The sequence below is a fragment of the Spirillospora sp. NPDC046719 genome (assembly GCF_040645715.1).
GTDB lineage: Bacteria > Actinomycetota > Actinomycetes > Streptosporangiales > Streptosporangiaceae > Spirillospora.
This window is the reverse complement of the sequence record NZ_JBEYYT010000681.1, coordinates 1-3,599: the sequence shown is the minus strand read 5'-3', so window position 1 is coordinate 3,599 and position 3,599 is coordinate 1. Positions and strand designations below refer to the sequence as shown.

The following is a 3,599-nucleotide window of genomic DNA, read 5'->3' as shown; positions in this document are numbered from 1 at the left end:
TTTCCGGTGTGTGTTTTACTGCGGTGTGCACTACCTATCCCCCCCCGGGCCCGGCCGCCGCCCCCGCCCCCCCCCACGGGGGGGCCGGGGCACGTCTCCGCGGACGTCTCCGCGGACGCGGAAGACGTCCCGCAGGACACCGAAGACGTCCCACGGGACGCGAGAGACGTCCCGACGGACGCCGAAGACGTCCGGGGACAGGGCGAGGACGTCCCGGTACGTGGTCGCCGACGCCCGCGCGGGACGACGCCCGCAGCGGAACGACGGCGCCGGGAGAAGGACTCCGGGCCGCGCGTGCGAGGGCGGCTGCGGGCGCTGCCGCTGGCCGTGGCGCTGGTCCTGCTGGCTGCGACGTTGCTGGCGGGCCTGGTGGTCGGCGCGGCCGGGCTTCCCGTCACGGGCATCCTCGAGGCGCTGGCCGACAAGATCCCATTCGTGCACGTCGACAGCGGGTTCAGCGTCGTCGACGAGAACGTGCTGTTCCAGCTGCGGGTGCCGAGGGTGCTGATGGCGGCGCTGGTCGGCGGGATGCTGTCGATGGCCGGCGCCGGGTACCAGGGCGTGTTCCGCAATCCGCTGGCCGATCCGTACCTGCTCGGCGCGGCGGCGGGCGCGGGCGTCGGCGCCACGCTGGTGATCGTCGTGGTGCCGGGCGACCCGGGGTACGGGGTGCCGCTGGCGGCGTTCGCGGGCGCGATCCTCGGCGTGGCGATGGCGTACGCGCTGGGCAGCACGGCGGGGCGCGGGAACCGGGCGGCGACGCTGGTGCTGGCAGGGGTGGCGGTGTCGTCGTTCCTGTCGGCGGTGCAGACGTTCCTGCAGCAGGTGAAGGCGGAGGAGCTGCAGCGGATCTACTCGTGGATCCTCGGCGGGGTCGGCTCGGCGGACTGGCACCAGCTGGCGCTGGTCGCGCCGTACTCGCTGGTCTCGACGGTGGTGCTGCTCGCGCACGGGCGGCTGCTGGACGTGCTGAGCGTGGGCGACGAGGAGGCGGCCTCGCTCGGGCTGTCGGCGGCGCGGGTCCGGTTGACGGTGCTGGTGGCGGCGTCGCTGGCGACGGCGAGCGCGGTGGCGGTGAGCGGGCTGATCGGGTTCGTCGGGATCGTGGTGCCGCACGCGGTGCGGCGGCTGGCGGGCGGCTCGTACCGGGTGGTGCTGCCGCTGTCGCTGCTCGGCGGGGCCGCGTTCCTGGAGCTGGCCGACCTGGTGGCCCGGACGGTGATCGCGCCGGGCGAGCTGCCGCTCGGCGTGGTGACGGCGTTCGTCGGGGGCCCGTTCTTCGTGGCGGTGCTGCGGGCGAGCCGGCGGCAGGTGGAGACGTGACGGTCGCGGTGCGGGGCCTGGACGTGGCGCTGGGCGGCCGTCCGGTGCTGAAGGACGTGTCGCTGGAGGTCGCGGCGGGGTCGTGGACAGCGGTGATCGGGCCGAACGGCGCGGGGAAGTCGACGCTGCTGCGGGCGGTGCTCGGGCTGCTGCCGAGCGCGGGCGAGATCGCGGTGGCGGGCGCGGACCTGGCGGCGATGAAGCCGCGGCAGCGCGCCCGGCTGGTGGCGTACGCGCCGCAGAGCCCAAACCTCCCGGTCGGGATGACGGTGTTCGACTACACGCTGCTGGGGCGGTCCCCCTACATCCCGCATCTGGGCCGCGAGAGCGCGCGCGACCGCGCCATCGCGAGGGAGGTCCTCGACCGCCTCGACCTGGAGGGGCTTGCGGACCGTCCGCTCGACCATCTGTCCGGCGGCGAGCGGCAGCGTGTGGTGCTGGCGCGCGCGCTGGCGCAGCAGACGTCGGTGCTGCTGCTGGACGAGCCGACGACGGCGCTGGACATCGGGCACCAGCAGCAGGTGATGGAGCTGATCGACCAGCTCCGACTGTCGGACGGGCTGACCGTCGTGACGACGATCCACGACCTCACGCTGGCCGGGCAGTACGCCGACGGCCTGGTGCTGCTGTCGGGCGGCCGGGTCGCGGCGGCGGGAACGCCCGGCGAGGTGCTGACCAGGGCGGCGATCCAGGAGCACTTCGACGCCCGCGTGCACGTCCTTCCGGGGCCGGACGGCCGGCCCCTGCTGTCCCTGGAGCGTCCGTGAACATCGAGCTGGTCTGGCGGGACGAGGACGGCGCGCGGCTCGCCACGACGGTGTGGCGCGCGGGCGGCGGGTGGCGGGCGGTGTCGTCGGCGATGCTCGGCGGCGGGATCGGGCCCCTGGGCTGGGTGCTGAACGCGCAGGTCCGCGGCCGGTACGCGCGGACGGACCCGGTCGTCCACCTGGCGGAGCTGGCCGCGTCGTTCGGGCTGGACGGTCCGGGTGTCGGGATGCTGACCGCCGCGTCCGTCGCCCGGACGATGCGGCGCGAGGACGGCGGCGTCGCCGCGTCGGCGACGGTCGGGCTCCGCGTGCCGACGTGGGCGGCGGCGCCCGAGGGGGCCGCCGACCCGGAGCTGGCGCCGCTGCACGTCGACGTGCCGCCGCCGTCGCCGGAGCCGGAGCCCGCTCCGGAGCCGTCGGAGCACGGGACGGCGTGGCGCCCGGGGACGATCAACATCGTCGTCGCGGTGCCGGTCGCGTTGAGCGATGCCGCGCTGGTGAACGCCGTGGTCACCGCGACGGAGGCCAAGACGCAGGCGCTCCTGGAGGCGGGTTACCCCTGCACGGGCACCGCGTCGGACGCGATCTGTGTGGCGGCCCGGACGTCGGGCGCGGAGGAGCCGTTCGCCGGTCCCCGTTCGGTGTGGGGCGCCCGGGTGGCGCGCGCCGTGCACGCGGCGGTCCGCGCGGGCGCGCTGGACTACACCGAATACCTGCGCACGAACCGGCCCTGACCCGCGGGCGGGCCGGGCCCGGCGTACCGGCCGCCCCACCACCCCGGTGCGGTGCGGCGGCCGGTTCAGGGCCAGTGCCGTGTGGAGAAGGGCCTCACCTCCTTTTCTGGCCGGTACGCCGGCGGATGGTCAGCCGGCGTGGGGAAGGCGGTGGCCGTTGACCGCGAGCGGGTCGGTGCCGTCCAGCGAGGACCCGCCCCGCGCGGACCCGTTCAGCGGAGCCCCGTTCAGCGAGGACCCGTTCAGCGGGGGCAGGGGGTGCAGGCCGGTCGGCGGCTCCCGGTCGGCGGCGGGCCGGCCGTCCGGGCGCGGGTCCGCCGGGCGGGTGAGCGCGTCGACGCGGCGGCGGGCGCGGTCGGCCTCGGCGCGCGCGGCGTCCCGTTCGGCGGTGAGGGTCTGGACGGCGGCGCGCAGCTCCTCGTTGGCGCGCGACAGGTCCCAGTTGCGCTCCTCGGCCTCGCGGGCGCGCGCCTGGATCTGGTCGCGGTCGGCGACGGCCTGCCCGCGCTGGGTCTCGGCGTCGCGGACGGCGGCGCGCAGGTCGTCGGCGGCGCGCCGGGCGGCGGCGGCCTCGATCCGCTGCCCCTCGACGACGGTCTCGGTCTCCGACAGCCGGCCGTGCAGGCCGACGAGCTCGGTCCGGGCGGTCTCCAGCGCGGCGAGCAGCTCGCCCTCGCGGGAGGCGATCCGGTCGCGCTCGCGTTCGGCGGCCAGCTGGGCGGCGGCGGCGGCGGCCGCGGGGGCGGGGGCGGGCGGGGGGGCGGGCGGGGGGGGG

3 protein-coding genes and 1 pseudogene are annotated in these 3,599 nt (G+C 76.9%); 3 read left to right on the top strand and 1 reads right to left on the bottom strand.

The window, feature by feature from the left end:
- The first annotated feature begins 294 nt into the window (after window positions 1–294).
- From ABZ914_RS48550 to ABZ914_RS48540, 3 genes are read left to right on the top strand one after another with little or no spacing between them, the layout of a single operon-like run.
- Window positions 295–1,323 carry a FecCD family ABC transporter permease gene (locus ABZ914_RS48550; RefSeq protein WP_500201382.1) on the top strand — a complete coding sequence of 343 codons (1,029 nt, stop codon included), beginning with the start codon at window positions 295–297 and terminating at the stop codon, window positions 1,321–1,323.
- Window positions 1,320–2,090: an ABC transporter ATP-binding protein gene (locus ABZ914_RS48545; RefSeq protein WP_500201381.1), complete on the top strand. Its 771-nt coding sequence runs from the start codon at window positions 1,320–1,322 to the stop codon at window positions 2,088–2,090. The genes ABZ914_RS48550 and ABZ914_RS48545 overlap by 4 nt, the downstream gene beginning before the upstream one ends.
- A gap of 2 nt (window positions 2,091–2,092) precedes the next feature.
- Window positions 2,093–2,824 (top strand): adenosylcobinamide amidohydrolase, encoded by a 732-nt coding sequence (locus ABZ914_RS48540; RefSeq protein WP_500201383.1) that lies wholly within the window; start codon window positions 2,093–2,095, stop codon window positions 2,822–2,824.
- Window positions 2,825–2,953: 129 nt separating this feature from the next.
- Here the strand turns inward: ABZ914_RS48540 and ABZ914_RS48535 are convergent.
- Window positions 2,954–3,599, bottom strand: a pseudogene (locus ABZ914_RS48535) (hypothetical protein); the annotation flags it as partial.